This is a genomic window from Rhodococcus opacus (assembly GCF_012396235.1).
GTDB classification, from domain to species: Bacteria; Actinomycetota; Actinomycetes; order Mycobacteriales; family Mycobacteriaceae; genus Rhodococcus_F; species Rhodococcus_F opacus.
In genome coordinates this window covers 1-17798 of sequence record NZ_JAAXPA010000054.1, presented here as the reverse complement: position 1 = coordinate 17798, position 17798 = coordinate 1, and the positions used below count along the sequence as shown (strand labels likewise).

Here is a 17798-nt window from a genome sequence, read left to right as displayed (position 1 = left end):
AAAAGGAGGAATCAACGGTGCGACTATCTCCCACAACACATCCGGAACCAACCTCAGTGACAACTCATCTACCACGCGTCACATTATGTCCCACACATCACTTCATCCACATGAGACACGCTCTCAGCCGGCACCGGCCGTGCGCAAGCTCATCCAGGCTTTACGCGAGGTCAGCGCGGACTGGTCACGCGACCACCTGATCACCAGGTAACTGATCGCGCCATCGCCAGGGGATCATGCAGTCGCTTCTCGCCCTGATCTCACCCTTCGCCCTGCGATTCCACGACCCACGCCGCGATCTGCGCGCGTGAATTGAATCCCAGCTTCGTCAGGAGATGTTCCACGTGCCCCTGTGCGGTGCGGGGCGAGATCACCAGCCGAGCGGCGATCTCCTTGTTGGTCAGCCCCTCGGCGATGAGGGTGGCAACCTCACGCTCCCGCTTCGTCGGTGCAGGCGACGGACCGGCGGACGTCGGAGAGGGCGAAATCTGCTCGCCCAGCGCGTAGGCGACGGCCGCGTCGAAACCGAGCGCCGTGCCCCTTCTGCGGGCCGCGGTGAAGGCCTGCTCACTCATCGCCTCTCGGGTCCGGCGTTCGCACTCGTCCTGGTACACGCTCAGGCCGGGCACCAACACCGTCGAACTGCCCACCGACCGGGTGAACTCGTCTGCGGCGCCCAGCAATACGACCGCGCGTTCCATGTCCTGTTCCTCGGCGGCTATCCATGCGAGTGCCTGCAGACACACACTGGCATTGAGTCGATCGTTCACCCGACGCTCGACCTGAAGCGCCTGCCCGAGGAGCTGGACCGCTCGTGCTCTCTCCCCGAGCCGCCACACCGCGACGGCCAGCGCCCACAGCGAATACGACCGATACACCGATTCGCCCTGCGCCTCGGTGATCGCGAGGACGCGCTCATGACATTCGATGGCTCGCTCCGTGTCGTTCACGAGGTCGTGCGTCATGCCGAGACCCACGACTGCAGCCACCTCGTAAAGGTCGTTGCGTGCAGTGAACCCTCGGACGGCCTTCTCGAGATGTACGCGGGCGTCGGGAAGGCGCCCCGCGAACAGTGCCGCGTATCCGAACGCGTGGTCGGCGTGCACACGCACCAGCGGGTCGGTTGTCTGAGCGGCGACCGCCTGCGCTTCCTTCGCGAGCGCGTCCGACACGGGAATGTCGCCCTGCACTCCGGCCAGCACACTGGCGGCGTAGAGCGCCTTGACCCGATCGCCGGTAGGCTCGGCCGGTTGTCGAGCCAGGAGGCGACCGAGCCATCGCCGACCCTCGCTGAGCAATCCCCTGGAAAGCCAGAACGGGTACAGTGCGGCAGCGATCCGCAGTCCCGTTGCGGGACTGTCGGACACGCAGAAATCCAGCGCCTCGCGGATATTCGGTTGTTCCCGACCCAGTCTGGAGATCAACGCGAGCTGCCGGGAACTGATCCATTCGGTTTCCGCCTCGACCGCCAGCCACTCACACCAGTCGCGGTGCCGACGGCGAAGCGCGATGTAGTCGCCGCTCTCCTGCGCCTTTTCCCGCCCGTAGGCGCGGACGGTCTCGAGCATTCGGAACCGCACCGCGGAACCCGACTCTTCTCTCGTCAGGATCGACTTGTCGACGAGGAACGTCACGGTGTCGAGGAGGTCGTCTACGTCGTCACCATCGCAGACCTGTTCCGCGGCCTCGAGTTCGAAACTGCCCGCGAACACCGAGAGCTGCGCCCACATCCGTTGTTCCGCAGGAGTGCACAGGTCATAGCTCCAGTCGATGCACATCCGCAACGTCTGCTGCCGCGAGGGCGCGTCCCTGCTGCCGCGAGTGAGCAGCAGGTAGCGGTCGGTGAGGCGCTGCAGGATCTGGTCGGGCGTCATCGCGCGAAGCCGGGCCGCCGCCAGTTCGATCGGTAGCGGCAGCCCGTCCAGCCGCTGACAGATTCGGGCGATGGTGACCTTGTTCTCCTCGGTCAGCTCGAATCCCGGGACTACGGCGGCGCCGCGTTCCGCGAAGAGAGTGACCGCATCGTTGCGGGGCAGTCCTTTCGGCAGGTGGTCGGGATCAGGGACGGGCAGCGGGGGAATCAGAAGCGCTGTTTCCCCGCCGATTCCGAGCGGTTCGCGACTCGTCGCGAGAATTCGCAGCCGAGGGCACACGCGGAGCAGGATCTCGGCAAGTTTCGCGGCCGCGGCCACCACCTGCTCGCAGTTGTCCAGCACGAGCAACACTTCACGCCGGGTAAGGAACTCGACGAGCACCTCGTGTGAAGGTCGGGCAGACTGGTCGCGCAACCCCAGTGCGGCCGCCACGACCCCCGAAAACAGCGAATCATCCAGCAACTCAGCCAGTTCCACCAGCGTCACACCGTCGGAGAAGTTTCGTTGTGCCTTGGCGGCTGCGCGTAGAGCAAGCCGGGTCTTTCCCACCCCGCCGATTCCGGTCAACGTCACCAGCCGCGACGTCGACAACAAGTTCGTCGCCTGGGCCAGTTCCGTGCGGCGGTCGACGAAACTGGTCAGCTCCAGCGGAAGTCCACCCGTTCGGCCCGAATCCGCCGGTGACCACGACGGCCGGACTGACGCTCCGCCCTGCACCGCGGCCGGTTCGGTGTGCATTGCCATCTCGTCGACCGGGAAGCCGTGATGCAGTTGGGACTCGCGCAGTTGCCGACCCAGTTCCACAGCGGAGGGGCGAGCGCCGGCCTCGGAGGACATGGCACGTTCGATGACAGCGCTGACCCCCTCGGAAATGCCGTGTTCGCGCGGGTTCGGAACCGGCTCGGACGTGATCCTCAGGAACTGTGCCACCAATTGCTCACCGCTTCGCCGTTCGAACGCCGCATGACCGGTGAAAGCAGCGAACAGGGTGGCGCCGAGGCCGTACACATCGGCGGCCGGACTCGGGGACTCACCGGCGACCACCTCGGGGGCGGTGAACGCCGGCGAACCCGTCACGACGCCGGCCGTGGTTTCGAACCCACCGGCGATGTGAGCGATGCCGAAATCCGTCAGCGCAGGCTCGCCGTAGTCGGTGATCAGGATGTTCCCGGGCTTGACGTCGCGGTGCAGGATCCCGAGGCGGTGCGCGGCCGCCAGCGCGCCGGCCATCTTCACCCCGAGTCGCAACGCTTCGTCCAGCGGGAGCGGTCCGCGACGCCGGATCCGCTCGTCGAGCGACCCCTCAGCGTGGTACGGCATCACGATGAAGGGCCGGCCGTTGCCGGTGACATCGGCGTGGAGAACATTGACGATATTGGGGTGACCGGTCAGCCGGCCGGCCGCACGCTGCTCACGCAGGAACCGTGCCCGGTTCTCCTCGTCGAGGTCTGCGGTGAGGACCTTGACCGCCACGGTGCGGTCGAGCGCAGCCTGCGTGCACCGGTACACGACGCCGAAACCGCCGCGGCCGATCTCCTGGGCATCCTCGAATCCGGCCGCCGCCAACTCCGCCGTGACCGAACCGGACACGTCGCGTTGCGTCGCGAACGGATCGACGTCCGTCATCGACTACATCGATTCATCCCGCTCGAGGCACTGCCGACGAATGCCACACTGCTCACCTCTCGACGATGTACCCCAGGATATCGCCGCGCCGCACCGCTGCGAAGTCGACGAGAATGGTGAACACGGGGTTGGCTGGACAGCCGAAGGCGAACCGGGTGGCTCGGAATGAGCCACCCGGTTCGCTCTCAGCTCGTGCGCTGGCGCACACGTCACGGTCGTTATCGAAGCGACCGCAAGCCCGCGCGGACCTCGTTTACCAAATGCTGGGGCTGCTCCCAGGCGGCGAAGTGCCCGCCCTTGTCGAGCTTGTTGAAGTGGATGAGGTTGGGGTAGGCCTTCTCTGCCCAACTGCGCGGTGCCTGATAGAGCTCGTCGGGAAAGACACTCACGGCAACCGGGATGGAGACGCTACCGGCGGCGAAGAACGGGGCCTTGTTCTCCCAGTAGAGACGAGCCGCTGACAACGCCGTGTTCGTCAGCCAGAACAGGGTGATGTTGTCGAGTACATCGTCTCGCGTCAGGCCTTCGGGCTGTCCCGCGAAGACCCGCGAGATCAGCGCCAAACTCGCCGGGTCGTGGTCGATCATGAAGGCGGCCAGACCGACGGGCGAATCCGCCAATCCGATCAGTGTCTCCGGCCGCGATCCCATCTCCACGGCGTAGCCGATGTGCTGATAGAAGAATGCCAGCTGGTCGCACGCAGCCTGTTCGTCGTCGGACAGATCGGCGGGCACGGGATGCCCGGTGAGGAGCGCCTGGTCGATCTCGGGTGGAACCACCTTGGCCATGTTGGTGTGGATGCCGAGCAGTTCCGGCGGTGCCTGCACCGCCATCGCCTCTGTCACGATTGCACCCCAGTCCCCGCCTTGTGCCACGTACCGGTTGTACCCGAGGCGCTTCATCAGCTCCACCCAGGCACGTGCGATGCGGTCGGGGCCCCAGCCGGTCGTCGTGGGCTTGCCCGAGAAGCCGTAGCCGGGCATCGACGGAATCACCAGATGGAAAGCATCCGACGCGTCACCACCATGGGCGGTGGGATTGGTCAGGGGGTCGATGATCTTGAGCTGCTCGACGATCGAACCGGGCCACCCATGTGTGACGATGAGCGGCAACGCATCCTCGTGCTTCGAGCGGACGTGAATGAAATGGATGTCCAACCCGTCGATCTCAGTGATGTACTGCGGCAGAGCATTCAGCTTCGCCTCAACCTTGCGCCAGTCGTATTCCGAGGCCCAGTACTGCGCCAGTGCCTTGCTCGTCGCGAGCGGTGTGCCCTGCGAATGATCTGCGACGGTTTCCGTTTCGGGCCACCGGGTGGTCTCGATGCGCGCACGCAGTGCCTCGAGTTCGGAGTCGGGGAACTGGACTGTGAACGGCCGGATGGTGACGTCGGTTGTGAAAGACATGTACGTTTCCTTGCTGTGTTGGTTGTTGGTCGAGAAGGGTTTTCGTTGGATTGGCGCCTCTGACGGGCCGGGGAGCGATGACGTTGGTTCGGCCCTCAGGGGAGCGTTCGACGGTGCGACCGTCTACCTCGGGGTGCTGCTTTCCCAGCCGTCGAGGATCTCGTTGCCGATGGTGATTTCGGCGCGGCGGTCCTGCCTCTGGTCGCGTTGACGGTCGTGCCGGCGCTGCTGCATGGTGTTGTCGTGATCGCGGGGGATGTCGTGGCTGGCGACGGCGGCAAGGGGGATGGGCGCCGGTGTGCTGGTGGATGCGGCCGCGACGCCGGCGGGGATGATGGCGAGTGCGGCGGCGGCGACTCCGACGGTGGCGAACCGCTTCCAGGAGGTGCTGGTGGTGTGTGCCTTGGTCTGGTGTTGGTGTGTGCTGTTCATGCCGATAAGACTCGCAATTGCGCGGCGAGTGGGACGGCGAAGATCTACGTGCTTCACTACCCGCATTTCCTACGCAGGTACCCGCGTGGACCAGCGAAGCCCTCGCTGAGTTCAGCCCGGGTCCGCACCCAACGCAGCGGGGGCACTGCCCGAACTACGGATTTCGGGACTCGATGCTCTCCTCGCGGGCGATCCAGGCGGCAAGCTGCGCGCGGGATCGGTGTCCGGTCTTCGTGAGGATGCGATCTACATGTCCTTCGGCGGTACGGGGCGAGATAACCAACCTTTCCGCGATCTCCTTGTTCGTCAGTCCCTCGGCCACCAGCTTTCCCACTTCTTTCTCACGAGGTGTGAGTTTCACCTTCGCTGCAGGAGTGGCCGCCGCTGCGGGCTGGGACGTGCGCTTTTGCAGCGCGAATTCGATCGACGCGAGGTGTTCGAGGCGTTCACCGGCCCGGAATTCTTTCTCGAACGCAGAGTCACCCACCAGCTGGCGGGTGCGTTGTTCGTAACGAGTCCGTGTGCGGATCAGCGTGTCGTTTCCGAAAAGTGGGGAGCTTCCCATCTCGCCGCACAGGGTGCGCCCGATACCGAGCAGGCGGGCGGATCGGACGGGGTTTGCTTCCTCGATCGCGATCCACGCCAGAATTTCGGTGCATGTACTCACACCCAACCAGTCACTCAGTGACTGCTTCAGTTCGAGCGATTCTTTCAACGAGTCCGAAGCTTGCGGGTACTTGCGCTGGGTCCACAGGGCAAGTCCGCGGGCCCACAGCGCCCATGACGTCGAGAAGTGCTCCTTCAGCGACTTACCTGAGGCGATGGTTTCGTCCGCCCAGGCAAGGGATTGTTCCAGGTTCCCGGACAGGCAGTGCACTAACGCGAGCTGAGCGCCGCCCAGCAGTGTCAGGGAATTGACCTCCCCTGACTCTGCGTGAAGTGCCATGCCGGCAGTGAGGTTCTCCAGTGCGACGTCGAGATTTCCGTTTCCGAGCATCTCCGCCGCGCCCCGGAACTGAACTGCAAACGCCTGGGCGGTTCGATCACCGATCGCTTCCGCGACGGCGCTGCATTCCAGTAAATACTGCTTGGAGGTCGGGTTGTCGCCCTGAACCATGGCGTTCCACGCGATCACCCAGAGCGCTTTCGCCCTCTCGCTGCTCGGATCCTGGTCGGTCTCCAAGGCTCGGGTCAGCCAGTACCGCCCGTCGCGCAGCAGGCCACTCGCGTTCCAGAAGAACCACAGTGCACCCGCCATCCGGAGACCGGTTCGGGCCTCCCCGGGGGTGGACAAGCAGTACTCCAGCGCCGCCCGCAGATTCGCCCGCTCGTGCCGGAGACGACGGTTCCATACCAGCTGCCCTGACCCCAGTGACTGGCTCTCGCTGAGTTCGGCCAAATGCAGGAAATAGTCTCGATGATTCCTGCGCCACGCATTCGCGTCGCCGTGCTCGGCAAGTTTCTCGGCCGCGTAGTCCTTGATGCTTTCCAACAGTTTGTATCGGACTGTGGATCCGGATTGAACGGTGGAAATGACCGATTTTTCGACAAGACTGGAAATCAGGTCAAACGCGTCCGAAACGATGTTCGGATCGGTGCACACGCTCTCGACCGCATCGAAATCGAATCCGCCCGCGAAGACGGACAGCCGCGCCCACAGGACTTGTTCCTCCGGCGAGCACAGATTGAAGCTCCAATCGATGGCGCCACGCAGCGTTTGATGCCGCACCGGTCCGCCGCGGTTTCCTCGCGTCAGAATTTCGAAGAGTGCGCCCTCGCGCGACAGGACGCGGTCGAGGGGTAGGGACCTGATCCGGACCGCTGCGAGTTCGATAGCCAAAGGGATGCCGTCCAGCCGCTGGCACAGGCGGGCAACCTCCAGGCGGCTCTCATCGTCGAGGGTGTATCCGGGGACGACGGCTGCAGCGCGTTGCTCGAAAAGATCGACCGCCTCGGAATGAAAGCTCTTGGCGTTCTGTCCGTCGGCGAGTTGAGCTTCCTCGGGGACCGGCATGGGGGGTACCTCGAACACGGCCTCACCCAGCACACCGAGAGGCTCCCGACTGGTTGCCAGGATCTCCACACGGTCCGACCGCCGAACAATGTCGGCCGCGACGCTTCCGCTCGCCTCGATCAAGTGCTCGCAGTTGTCCAAGACGATCAGTGCATGTCTTCCACCGAGGAATTCGAACAGGTAGTGACTACCGTCCGCAGTCATTCCGTCTCGGATGTCGAGCGCCTCGGTAATCGCGCTGACGACAAGTTCTGGAGTGGAGATCGCGGCGAGATCCACAAACCAGACGCCGTCGGTGTAGGTTCTGCGCACTTCCGAGGCGACGCGGCATGCCAGCCGGGTTTTCCCCACCCCACCAAATCCGGTGAGGGTCACTATCCGAGAATCCGACAGACGCGCCTTGACGGCGGCTACTTCATTGCGGCGTCCGACGAAACTTGTCACTTCGCGAAAGAAGTCGTGTGCATGGGAGACGAGTTGGTGAGGCGGCGGCACCCTCACGTTCTCCTGTGGCTGCACGGCTCCCGCTTCGGCGTGCAGTGCCATCTCGTCGACGGGAAACCCATGGAGACGTTGGGATGCTCGGAGTTGCTGACCAAGTTCCGTAGCGGAGGGGCGGTCCTCCGGGGTGCCGGTCATGGCACGTTCGATGATCGCGCTGACGTCCTCGGGAACACCGTGCTTCCGTGGGTCCGGACCAGGCTCGGCGGCGATCCTCAGGAATTGGGCCACCACCTGCTCCCCGCTGCGGCGTTCAAAGGCGGCGTGACCGGTCATCGCAGCGAACAACGTGGCACCGAGGCCGTACACGTCGGCGGCAGCACTCGGGGGTTGGCCGGTCACCACCTCGGGGGCGGTGAACGCCGGCGAACCCGTCACGACGCCGGCGGTGGTTTCGAATCCGCCGGCGATACGGGCGATGCCGAAATCTGACAGCGCTGGCTCGCCGTAATCGCTGAGCAGGATGTTCCCGGGCTTGACGTCGCGGTGAAGGATCCCGAGGCGGTGGGCAGTCTCGAGGGCGCCGGCCATTTTCACCCCGAGTCGCAGGGCTTCATCCAGTGGGAGTGGGCCGTGGCGGCGGATCCGCGCGTCGAGGGAGTCCTGGGCGTGGTACGGCATGACGATATACGGCCGACCGTTGTCGGTGACGCCGACGTGGAGGACATTGACGACATTGGGGTGTCCGGTCAGCCGGCCCGCCGCGCGCTGCTCGCGGACGAATCGTTCCCGGTTCTGCTCGTCGAGGTCTGCGGTGAGGACCTTGATTGCCACCGTGCGGTCGAGCGCCGCCTGGGTGCAGCGGTAGACGACGCCGAAACCGCCGCGGCCGATCTCGTGTGCGTCCTCGAATCCGGCGGCTGCCAGATCGGCCGTGACCGAACCCGACGCGTCGCGTTGCGTCGCGAAGGGATCGATGTCAGTCATCGACTGGATCGATTCTTCCGGTCCGAGCCACTGTCGAAGAAGTGCACCACCGCTGGCCTCTCGAGGAGATACCCAAGGATATCGCCGACGGCCCCCATCCGATGCCCGACCTACGACCCACGTAGGCAGAGTGTTTTCTGGTTGCGCCCCTGGACGATGATGTTACGCACAACCAAACACCCGCCCAGTCGTTCCCGGCGCCGTGCGCTCTCGGGCGCGTCCGGCGGGATCGCCCGGGTGACGGATGATCTTCGCAGGTCAGACTGCCGCGGGCAGCGTCGTCACGCGGGCGAAACTTTTCCTGCCCGAAGCGAGTAGCCCCGCACGTCGGCGGGTACCCCGCATCCACGCTGCCCCGGGATCGACGGCCCCGAGTGGCAGCCAGGTCCCCTGACCGGTCCCCCTCGGCCGGGAGACCGTCCGCCGCTCGTGTCCGGGGACGCCCCCCCCTCTTCCTCGGACACGAGCGGCTCGTCGTGCGCCTGCACGTGCGGTTAGTCGCGAGGTCTCCGGCGCCGTTCTCGGCCCGCGAAGCCGCAGAATACTGTAATCGTTCACACGACCCGCCGAAGCCGAAACGCGGTTGTCATTTTCTGCGCACCTTGCACATCGAATCGGCTCTCGCATAGTCACTTTGACGTTGACGACACATCAAAGGAAGGCGAGGATCATGCGACAACCGGGCTGCGGTGCCCCGCGTCGTGACCCGACAACGGTCATGACTCGGCCGTCCTCACCCGCACACTTCCGAGGTACTCGCCGCAAGTAGTTCGATACAAGGAGTCGCACGTGGGCGCTGCGCAGATCGTGTTCTTAGTCGGCCTTGCTTCTCTGATCGTGGCCATGGCACTACGCAAGAACGTCATGATCCCCGCGGTACTCGCGACATTTGCCACGGCACTTGCGTACAGCGGCAGCGTCCCGAATGCCATCATGTCGGTGTTCCGGGCCACCATCACTTCCGGCACCGCGCTGTTCGAGATCTTCATCGTCATCGCGGCGGTGACCTCGATGCTCGCGGCGATGCGAGCGATCGGTTCCGATGAGGTGATGGTCCGCCCCGTCAGTCGGTGGATGGTCAATGGTCGCGTCGCGTACATCGTGCTGTTCGTCTTCACCTATTTTCTCTCGCTGTTCTTCTGGCCGACCCCGGCACTGGCCCTGATCGGTGCGGTCCTGCTTCCCGCCGCGATCAAGGTGGGTCTGCCACCGCTCGGAGCTGCGGTGGTTCTCGCGATCTCCGGCCAGGGGATGTCGATCGCCTCCGACTACGTGATCGGTCTTGCGCCGTCGATTTCCGCGAGCGGCGCGGGCGTTCCCGCCGACGACATCGCCGATCGTGCCCTGGTGATCTCATTGATCGTCGGTATCACTGCGGCGGTGCTCGCCTACTTTCTGACCGTCCGCCGCAGGATGCGTACGGACGGGGTTCCGGGCACCGACCCGATCGGTGGAACCGGGCATCCCCCCGGCGGTGTCGGTGGCACACCCGCCGGCCCGGCTGCCGGTTTCGCGCCGAGCCCGGAAGTCGCGGTCTCACCCACCGCCACGGACGTGCTCGACGAGGAACTGCCCGGGTTCGAGGACGACGGAACGAGAATCACCGATCGCCCGACTCTGACCCGTACGTGGGCGATCGGCGTGCCTGCCGCGTTCGTCGCCGTCCTGGTCTACATGTTGGTCGGTCGTTTCACCGATCTCGTCCCCTGGGAGGACGGCGCGGGCGCGTCTCTGGTGGGAGGCACGGCAATCATCCTGATGGCCCTCGTGACCGTCACCTCACGACGCTCCGATGCGCTCGAATTCTGCGCCACCCACTTCATCGATGGTCTGTCGTACGCATTCAAGGCGATGGGCATCATCCTTCCCGTCGCAGGTTTCGTGTACATCGGAATTCCCGACTATTCGGGCGCCATTCTCGGACTCGACGACGACACCACCGGTCCGGCCTTCCTCTTCGACACCGTCGAACGGGTGCAGCCGTACATCCCCGACAACGGCGTCTTCGTCGCGCTCAGCATGCTCTTCATCGGTATGGCGGTCGGTCTCGACGGTTCGGGGTGGGCGGGCTTACCCCTCACCGGCGGATTGGCTGCCGCGCTGGCACCGCAGTCCGGAATGGACACCGCGACCTTGGCTGCCATCGCCCAGAACGGCGCCACATGGACGGGCGGGGGAACTCTCGTGATCTGGTCGTCGCTGGTGGTGGTCGCCGGATTCTGCCGGATACCGGTTGCCGAACTGGTCCGCCATCTCGTCGTCCCGGTGATGGCCGGACTGCTGCTGGCTACCGGAGCCGCCGTCGTCATCTGGTAGCGGCTCAACGCCGAACAAGATTTCCGCACAACCCTGACAGGGAAGGACACCACGAAATGAGCTCGGTCCCGTTCCGCTACGACCCCGCCCGGTGCGCACTGATCGTCATCGACATGCAGAACGATTTCTGCTCTCCCGACGGGTCGCTGGCACAGAAGGGCTTCGACGTGACCGCCCCGGTGGCGATGGCACCGCGCCTGGACCACCTCGTCGCGTCCGCGCGCACGGCCGGGGTCCGGGTGATCTTCGTACGTACCCTGCACGACGAAACCACCGATACACCCCAGTGGCTCGGCCGCATCGGCGAGGGGCCGGACGCGGCACGCACCGGAATTACCTGCCGCACAGGAACACCCGGGGCAGGCTATTACGCCGTCGCTCCGCAGGACGGCGACGTGGTGATCACGAAGAACCGGTTCAGCGCCTTCGTCGGCACCAACCTCGACCTCACCCTGCGTTCCCTCGGCATCGATTCCCTGCTCTTCACGGGGGTCGCCACCGAGGTGTGTGTCGAGTCGAGTCTGCGTAGCGCGCTGTTTCACGAATACTGGGTTTCGCTCGTCGAAGACTGCGCCGCCACCTACAGCCGAACAGCCCACGACGCTTCGGTGTCCGTCGTCGCACAGAACTTCGGCACCGTGATCACGGCCGAGAAGCTCGAGACGTTTTGGACTGCAGGATTGTGAAAGGCTTCAGCCGGCGACGGGTGCGGCAAGCGAGGTCGGCCAGCGATCAGCTGTGACTGTGCAGTGGTGTACCCGCGAGAGCGAGGTGTGCCTCGCCGAGCGCTTCTGCCTGGGTGGGGTGCGCGTGCACGAGGGTGGCGACTTCGTCGGGGTACGCGCCCCAGTTGACGATCAGTTGCGCCTCGCCGATGAGTTCGCCCACGCGCTCGCCGACCATGTGGATTCCGACGACCGGTCCCGCCGTGGCTCCGGCACGCACCAGTTTGACGCCGCCGCTGGTTCCGAGGATCTGACTCTTGCCGTTGCCGGCGAGGTCGTACACGACGGTGGCGACGTCTCCGTGCCGCTCGCGGGCCTGGTCTTCGGTGAGCCCGACCGACGCGACCTCCGGGTTGGAGTACGTCACCCGGGGGATGCCGCTGTCCTCGACCGGTGCCGGGCTCAGGCCGGCGATCGTTTCCGCGACGAAGATGCCCTGCTGGAATCCGCGATGCGCGAGTTGCGGACCGGCCACGATGTCGCCGACCGCGTACACGTCCGGCTGCGAGGTGCGCAGGGAGTCGTCGACCGCGACGAAACCGCGGGGGTCGAGTGCGACGCTGTTCTCGGTGAGTCCGATGTCGGCGGTCCGGGGTCCGCGGCCGACCGCGACGAGCAGCAGGTCCGCCTCGATCGTGTCGCCCGACTCCACCGTGACGCTGACCGTGCTCTCGTCCTGGACCGCCTTCGCGAATCGGGTGCCGGTCATGATGGTGATGCCGCGTGTGCGGAGGGCCCGGGTGAGTTGCTTCGAGGACCACTCGTCTTCGGCGGCGACGAGCCGGGGCAGCGCTTCGACGATGGTGACGGCGGCACCCAACGATGCCCAGATGCTGGCGAATTCGACCCCGATGACACCGCCGCCGAGTACGACGACGCGCTTCGGAAGTTCGGGAAACGTCAGTGCCTCGTCGCTCGTGAGGATGCGGCCGCCGATCTCGAGTCCGGGCAGGCTCCGGACCTGCGAGCCGGTCGCGAGCACCAGCGACGTGCCGGTGATCGTGCGATCGCCGACGTGCACGGTGCGGCCTCCGCCGTAGCGGCCGGTTCCGTGCACCACCTCGATCTTGTGGCCGCGAACCAGCCCCTGCAGGCCCTTGTACAGGCGTTCGACCGTCGCGTTCTTGTAGGCGTGGACACCGCCGAGGTCGATCCCGTCGAGCGTCGCACCGATACCGAGGGCCGACGCGTGCGTGACGGTGTCGGCGACCTCGGCGGCGTGCACGAGCGCCTTGGTGGGGATGCACCCTCGGTGCAGGCAGGTGCCGCCGACCTTGTCCTCTTCGATCAGGGTGACGGTCTTACCCAGTTGCGCGGCGCGGAAGGCACATGCGTACCCGCCGGATCCACCGCCGAGAATCAGGACGTCCGGTTGGTCGGACATGGGGAACTCCCTCGGTCGGGCACGCCATGGGACGTGCCGGAAAGGTCGAAATGAACAGGACTTCAGCTGAGCGCGATCAACGTCAACGGGTCCGACAGGATCTGACCGATGGCCGCGAGGAATCTCGATCCCTGCTCACCGTCGACCAGTCGATGGTCGAACGACAGGCTCAGTGTGGTGACCGACCGCAACGCGATCTCGCCCTGGTGTTCCCACGGCTGCCTGCGGATCGCCCCGAAGCACAGGATCGCCGCCTCGCCGGGGTTGAGGATGGGCGTACCCGCGTCGACACCGAAGACGCCGACATTGGTGATCGTGATCGTGCCGTCGGCGAGATCGGCGGGTCCGGTCTTGCCCTCCTTCGCCGTGTTCGTCAGATCCGACAGGGCGATCGCGAGGTCGCGCAGACCGAGGGTGTGTGCGTTCTTGATGTTCGGCACCATCAGCCCGCGCGGGGTGGCGGCCGCGATGCCGAGGTTCACGGAGCGTTTGAGGACGATCTCCTGGGAGTCCTCGTCCCAGGACGAATTCAGGGTCGGGTTGGTGCGCAGAGCCATGAGCAATGCCTTGGCCACCAACGTCAGCGGTGTCAGGCGCACGTCGGTGAAGTGCTTCGTTTCGCGTAGCTGTGCCAGCAGGTCGATCGTCGGGGTGACATCTACCGTGACGAACTCGGTGACATGCGGGGCGGTGAATGCGCTTCGGACCATCGCTGCGGCAGTGTGCTTGCGGACGCCCTTGATCGGGATGCGTTCCTCGTCGGCGTCCGGCGGGACCGTCGCCGCCGACCTCGTCACCGGGGTGGCGGTGCGGTGGCGTTCGAGGTCGTCCCTGGTGACTTCACCGTGCACCCCGGTTGCGTCGACCTCGCTGAGGTCGACTCCGTGTTGCTTCGCGGCGAACCGCACCGGCGGAGAGGCCAACGGACGCGACGTGCCCGGCGCCGCGGTGTCGTCGAGTCGGGTTCCCGCCGCCGGACGCCGTTGCCGGCGCCGGCTCGAGGAGTCTTCGGCCACGCCGTACCCGACGAGGACCGGGGTCCGCTCTGCCGGGGCCGCAGCAGCGGTCGACTCGGGCGCGTCCGCCGGGTCCTCGCCGGCGACCGCTACGTCGATGAAGGGGCTGCCGACGTCGACGGTCGTCCCCTCCTCGGCGTGCAACGCGACCACCGTTCCGGCGTAGGGCGAGGGCAACTCCACCGACGCCTTCGCCGTTTCGACCTCGGCGATGACCTGGTTGAGCGTCACGGTGTCGCCGACCTTCACCAGCCAGGTCAGCAGTTCGGCGTCGGTGAGGCCCTCGCCGAGGTCGGGCAGCAGGAATGTCTTGACAGTGGGCATGGCGAACTCCTGGTCCTACGCGGTGAAGGTGCGGTCGACGGCGTCGAGGATGCGGTCGACGTCCGGCAGGAAATGCTCTTCGAGTTTCGCCGGCGGATACGGGACGGTGAAGCCGCCGACGCGGGCCACCGGTGCTTCGAGGTGATAGAAGCAGCGCTCGCTGATGCGGGCCGCGATTTCGGCACCGATCCCGAGGAACACAGGCGCCTCGTGGGTGATCACCAGGCGTCCGGTGCGCTGCACGGACGCGGCGACGGTGTCGACGTCGAGCGGGGAAATGGACCGCAGATCGATCACCTCGATCGACCTACCCTCGCCCGCAGCGACTTTCGCGGCCTGCAGTGCAGTTGTCACGAGCGGCCCGTACGCGACGACGGTGGCGTCGGTGCCCGGTACGACCACGCGGGCCTTGTGCAGTGGACTCGCCTCGGCCACCGGGTCGATCTGCCCCTTCTCCCAGTACCGACGCTTGGGTTCGAAGAACAGCACCGGATCGTCCGACGCGATGGCCTGCTGAATCATCGTGTGCGCATCGGCGGCGGTGCTGCAGGTGACGACGCGAAGACCCGCGGTCGCGGCGAAGTACCCCTCCGGCGACTCGGAGTGATGCTCGATCGCACCGATGCCACCGCCGTACGGGACGCGGATGGTGATCGGCATCTTGACGTTGCCGCTCGTGCGGTAGTGCAGTTTGGCTACCTGCGAGACGATCTGGTCGAAGCCGGGGTAGATGAACCCGTCGAACTGGATCTCGCACACCGGTCGGTAACCGCGCATCGCGAGACCGACTGCGGTGCCGATGATCCCGGATTCGGCGAGCGGCGTGTCGATGACGCGGTTGGGACCGAAGTCCTTCTGCAGTCCGTCGGTGATGCGGAAGACACCGCCGAGTTTGCCGATGTCCTCCCCCATGAGCACGACCTTCGGGTCGTTCTCGAGGGCGCGGCGCAGGCCGGCGTTGAGGGCCTTGCCGAGCGGAAGCGTGGTCGGGGCGGCCGCGGAGATGACTGTGCTCATGCGTCGGTTCCTTCGAAACTGTCGAGGTAGGCGGCGAACTGGCGGCGTTCTTCGTCGACGAGGGGATGGGGTTCGGCGTACACGTTGTCGAACAAGGACATCGGCTCGGGTTCGACGGTCTCGAGGCATCCGCGGCGCAACGCCGCGGCGGTGCCGTCGGCGCGCTGATGCACGGCGGCGAGGTAGTCGTCGTCGATCGCGCCCGCCGACTCGAGGAGGGCGCGGATGCGGTCGAGGGGGTCCTTGCGTTTCCATTCCTCGTCGAGCGCAGCGGGGCGGTACCGGGACGGGTCGTCGGACGTGGTGTGCGGGCCCATCCGGTAGGTGACCGCCTCGATCAGGGTGGGTCCGCTGCCTTCCCGTGCCCGTTCGAGCGCGGCCCGGGTCACGGCGATCACGGCGAGGAGGTCGTTGCCGTCGACGCGCACGCTGGGAACACCGAAGCCCCGGCCCCGCGCGGCGATACTCACCCGCGATTGCAGGCTGACCGGTTCGGAGATTGCCCACTGGTTGTTCTGGCAGAAGAACACCACGGGGGCATTGAAGCTCGCGGCGAACCCGAAGGCCTCGGAGATGTCGCCCTGACTGGTGGCGCCGTCGCCGAAGTAGGTGATCGCGGCGCCGTCGGAGCCGTCGAACTGCATGCCCATCGCATACCCGGTGGCGTGCAGTGCCTGCGCGCCGACGATGATCGCGGGGGTCGTCATGTTGTACTCGAACGGGTTCCAGCCCGAGTGCGTCGACCCTCGCCAGAACCTGAGCATGTGGGTGGGATCGACGTCACGGCAGTACGCGACTCCGTGTTCGCGGTAGCTGGCGAAGACGAAGTCGTCCGGACGGAGGGCGCGCGCCGATCCGACCTGCGCCGCTTCCTGCCCCAGCAGCGGAGCCCACAGTCCCAGTTCGCCCTGACGCTGCAGCGCGGTCGCCTCCGCGTCGATGCGCCGCACCACGACCAGGTCTTCGTACAGCGCGCGTACCGACGTGATGTCGACATCGTCGACGTACCGGGAGTAGTCCGGATGATCCACTCGCGCAACGTTTTCAGTCACCAGCTGCACCACATCGTCATTGTCGAACACGAAAACCTCCGAAAGTGATGTACCGGGAGAGCTCGCCGCCCGCGAGTGACCGGGTCGATCAGAATGTTGTATTCACACAATCATCAGGATTCATCATGCGCAAGTGATGTTGAGCAGATTAAGCAGAATGCGCAAAGATGACGTCTCGACCTCTGGCATACTGCGCTACATGACGAGACTCGATCGGACCGATGCCCGCCTGCTGCTCGCGCTGTGCGACGCCCCTCGCGCCACCGGGGTGCAATTGGCCTCCCAGCTGGGGATGGCACGTAATACCGTGCAAGCAAGGATGTCTCGCTGGGAGGAGCAACGAGTGCTCGCACCCGTCGACCGCTGCGTGTCACCCCGCGATCTGGGGTACCCCCTGCAGGCGTTCGTCACCGCGGTGGTCGACCAGCATCGCCTCGAGGATGTCATCGAGCACCTGCGGGACATCGCCGAGGTCGTGGAGGTCGTCGGCATCTCCGGAGCGGCGGACCTGCACATCGGCGTGGTCGCCGTCGATGCCGACGATCTGTATCGGGTCGCCGGCCTCATCCTCGCCGTGCCCGGGATCGAGCGCACCACGGTGTCCGTGGCGATGCGCGACGCCATCCCCTACCGAACCCGGCCGCTGCTGGAGCGGATCGCCGAGGAGCAATGACGAAGGCGCTGCCGTCGACCGCCCGGCAGCGCCTGTTCTCGGATCAGTGGTGTGCGGCGACGACCTCCCCGCCGACGTCTTCGGCACTGCGAGTGGGACTTACCCGCGATCTGAGCACGAGTACCAGCACCACGGCGACGAGCATGACCGCCCCTACGACCCACAGGCCTGCGCGTGAATTACCGGTGGCATCGAACAGCCAACCCGTGACGTACGGGGCCCCGAAGCCGCTCATGTTGCCCACCGAGTTGACGACCGCGATACCTGCTGCGGCACCCGCGCCGGTGAGGAACGTGCTGGGCAGGTACCAGAACACCGGCAGGGCACAGAACACACCGACCGCGTTGACGGTCACCGCGATCATCGTCGTGAGCGGCGACTGCATGGGCGGGCTCAACCGGTCGATGCAACACCTCGATCACGGAGGTGTGCAATGGGATACAGCAACAAGCAGATGTCTCAGGCGCCGGTGGGTGCCAGGCGGCAGTGGGCGGCGGACAGGGCATTGCGA

Annotated in this window: 11 protein-coding genes and 1 pseudogene; 3 read left to right on the top strand and 9 right to left on the bottom strand. The window is 65.7% G+C overall.

Features of this window, described 5'->3' with window-relative positions; genetic code table 11:
- Positions 1-260 precede the first annotated feature (260 nt).
- The 4 genes from HGB39_RS36780 to HGB39_RS36765 all read right to left on the bottom strand — a co-directional run bounded on the left by HGB39_RS36780 (position 261) and on the right by HGB39_RS36765 (position 8780).
- On the bottom strand, positions 261-3500 hold the full coding sequence (locus tag HGB39_RS36780) for a protein kinase domain-containing protein (RefSeq protein ID WP_064080174.1): 3240 nt from the start codon (positions 3498-3500) through the stop codon (positions 261-263).
- Between the two features lie 218 nt (positions 3501-3718).
- The gene (locus HGB39_RS36775) at positions 3719-4906 is read right to left on the bottom strand and encodes an epoxide hydrolase family protein (protein WP_005257753.1); all 1188 of its coding nucleotides are present in this window, start codon (positions 4904-4906) and stop codon (positions 3719-3721) included.
- A 123-nt stretch (positions 4907-5029) separates the two neighbouring features.
- Positions 5030-5338: a hypothetical protein gene (locus HGB39_RS36770; protein WP_005567942.1), complete on the bottom strand. Its 309-nt coding sequence runs from the start codon at positions 5336-5338 to the stop codon at positions 5030-5032.
- 154 nt (positions 5339-5492) lie between these two features.
- Positions 5493-8780, bottom strand: coding sequence for a protein kinase domain-containing protein (locus tag HGB39_RS36765; RefSeq protein ID WP_005567941.1), 3288 nt, complete (start codon positions 8778-8780; stop codon positions 5493-5495).
- A 789-nt stretch (positions 8781-9569) separates the two neighbouring features.
- Here HGB39_RS36765 and HGB39_RS36760 point away from each other — a divergent pair.
- Positions 9570-11096, top strand: a complete 1527-nt coding sequence (locus HGB39_RS36760) for a hypothetical protein (protein WP_005567939.1) — start codon at positions 9570-9572, stop codon at positions 11094-11096.
- 56 nt (positions 11097-11152) lie between these two features.
- Positions 11153-11782, top strand: a complete 630-nt coding sequence (locus tag HGB39_RS36755; protein ID WP_005257768.1) for a cysteine hydrolase family protein — start codon at positions 11153-11155, stop codon at positions 11780-11782.
- 46 nt (positions 11783-11828) lie between these two features.
- Here the strand turns inward: HGB39_RS36755 and lpdA are convergent, their stop codons facing one another.
- The 4 genes from lpdA to pdhA all read right to left on the bottom strand — a co-directional run bounded on the left by lpdA (position 11829) and on the right by pdhA (position 16644).
- The gene (gene lpdA / locus HGB39_RS36750) at positions 11829-13205 is read right to left on the bottom strand and encodes a dihydrolipoyl dehydrogenase (protein WP_005567938.1); all 1377 of its coding nucleotides are present in this window, start codon (positions 13203-13205) and stop codon (positions 11829-11831) included.
- A 62-nt stretch (positions 13206-13267) separates the two neighbouring features.
- Entirely contained in the window at positions 13268-14545 is a 1278-nt protein-coding gene (locus HGB39_RS36745; protein WP_005567936.1) for a dihydrolipoamide acetyltransferase family protein, read from the bottom strand.
- Positions 14546-14560: 15 nt separating this feature from the next.
- Positions 14561-15562, bottom strand: coding sequence for an alpha-ketoacid dehydrogenase subunit beta (locus HGB39_RS36740; protein ID WP_005567935.1), 1002 nt, complete (start codon positions 15560-15562; stop codon positions 14561-14563).
- On the bottom strand, positions 15559-16644 hold the full coding sequence (gene pdhA / locus HGB39_RS36735) for a pyruvate dehydrogenase (acetyl-transferring) E1 component subunit alpha (protein ID WP_064080175.1): 1086 nt from the start codon (positions 16642-16644) through the stop codon (positions 15559-15561). Before pdhA ends, HGB39_RS36740 begins: the two co-directional genes overlap by 4 nt.
- A gap of 169 nt (positions 16645-16813) precedes the next feature.
- On the opposite strand from pdhA, the gene HGB39_RS36730 reads away from it, so the two are divergent.
- Positions 16814-17287 (top strand): Lrp/AsnC family transcriptional regulator, encoded by a 474-nt coding sequence (locus tag HGB39_RS36730; RefSeq protein ID WP_043790357.1) that lies wholly within the window; start codon positions 16814-16816, stop codon positions 17285-17287.
- A 43-nt stretch (positions 17288-17330) separates the two neighbouring features.
- Here the strand turns inward: HGB39_RS36730 and HGB39_RS36725 are convergent.
- Positions 17331-17672: pseudogene (locus HGB39_RS36725) on the bottom strand (MFS transporter); the annotation flags it as partial.
- Positions 17673-17798: the final 126 nt, after the last annotated feature.